This is a genomic window from Pseudomonas sp. 05N434 (assembly GCF_056396965.1).
In genome coordinates this window covers 1-1,519 of the sequence record NZ_JBFTMK010000811.1, presented here as the reverse complement: position 1 = coordinate 1,519, position 1,519 = coordinate 1, and the positions used below count along the sequence as shown (strand labels likewise).

The following is a 1,519-nucleotide window of genomic DNA, read 5'->3' as shown; positions in this document are numbered from 1 at the left end:
CCTTGATTACTCTGCGACCACCCCGGTTGATCCGCGTGTCGCGCAAAAGATGAGTGAATGCCTGCTGGTCGACGGAAACTTCGGTAACCCGGCGTCCCGTTCCCACGTGTTCGGCTGGAAAGCCGAAGAGTCCGTCGAGAACGCTCGTCGTCAGGTCGCTGATCTGGTTAACGCCGACCCGCGTGAAATCGTCTGGACCTCCGGTGCCACCGAGTCCGACAACCTGGCAATCAAGGGGGCGGCGCATTTCTACTCCACCAAAGGCAAGCACCTGATCACCACCAAGATTGAGCACAAGGCTGTCCTCGACACCATGCGCCAACTGGAGCGTGAAGGTTTCGAAGTGACCTACCTCGATCCTCGTGAAGATGGCCTGGTCACTCCGGAAATGGTCGAAGCTGCCCTGCGTGACGACACCATTCTGGTATCGGTCATGCACGTGAACAACGAAATCGGCACCATCAACGACATCGCCGCCATCGGTGAGCTGACCCGCTCCCGGGGTATTCTGTTCCACGTCGACGCCGCTCAGTCCACCGGCAAGGTCGAGATCGACCTGTCGAAACTGAAAGTTGACCTGATGTCGTTCTCTGCCCACAAAACCTATGGCCCTAAAGGCATCGGCGCGCTGTACGTCAGCCGCAAGCCGCGTGTGCGCATCGAAGCGACCATGCACGGCGGCGGTCATGAGCGTGGCATGCGTTCCGGCACCCTGGCGACTCACCAGATCGTCGGCATGGGCGAAGCGTTCCGTGTGGCCAAGGAAGACATGGCTGCCGAGAATGCACGCATCAAAGCGCTGAGCGACCGTTTCTTCAAACAGGTTGAAGGCCTGGAAGAGTTGTACGTCAACGGCAGCATGACCGCCCGCGTACCGCACAACCTGAACCTGAGCTTCAACTACGTCGAAGGCGAGTCGCTGATCATGGCGCTCAAGGATCTGGCGGTTTCGTCGGGTTCGGCCTGCACCTCGGCATCGCTTGAGCCTTCGTACGTGCTGCGCGCCCTGGGCCGCAACGACGAACTGGCACACAGCTCGATTCGCTTCACCTTCGGCCGTTTCACCACCGAAGAAGAAATCGACTACGCCGCGCAGAAAGTCTGCGAGGCCGTCACCAAGCTGCGCACTCTGTCGCCGCTGTGGGACATGTACAAAGACGGCGTCGACATTTCGAAAATCGAGTGGGCGGCACACTGATATTCAAGTCGCCGCAACCGGGCCCTGCGAATCCACGATTGGCAGGGCTTCAAGAGCGACTCCTGATGAGTGAGGATTAAGAATCATGGCTTACAGCGAAAAGGTCATCGACCACTACGAGAACCCGCGCAACGTCGGCAAGATGGATGCAGAAGATCCTGATGTCGGCACCGGCATGGTCGGCGCTCCGGCGTGCGGTGATGTGATGCGTCTGCAGATCAAGGTCAACGAACAAGGCATCATCGAAGACGCCAAGTTCAAGACTTACGGTTGCGGTTCGGCAATCGCCTCCAGCTCCCTGGCGACCGAGTGGATGAAAGG

2 protein-coding genes are annotated in these 1,519 nt (G+C 59.0%); both read left to right on the top strand.

What is annotated here, in order from left to right:
• The coding region (locus AC1DLB_RS29675) for an IscS subfamily cysteine desulfurase (RefSeq protein ID WP_477786251.1) at window positions 1-1,198 on the top strand (1,198 nt) is incomplete at its 5' end.
• Between the two features lie 85 nt (window positions 1,199-1,283).
• The coding region (locus AC1DLB_RS29670) for an iron-sulfur cluster assembly scaffold protein (RefSeq protein ID WP_477786250.1) at window positions 1,284-1,519 on the top strand (236 nt) is incomplete at its 3' end.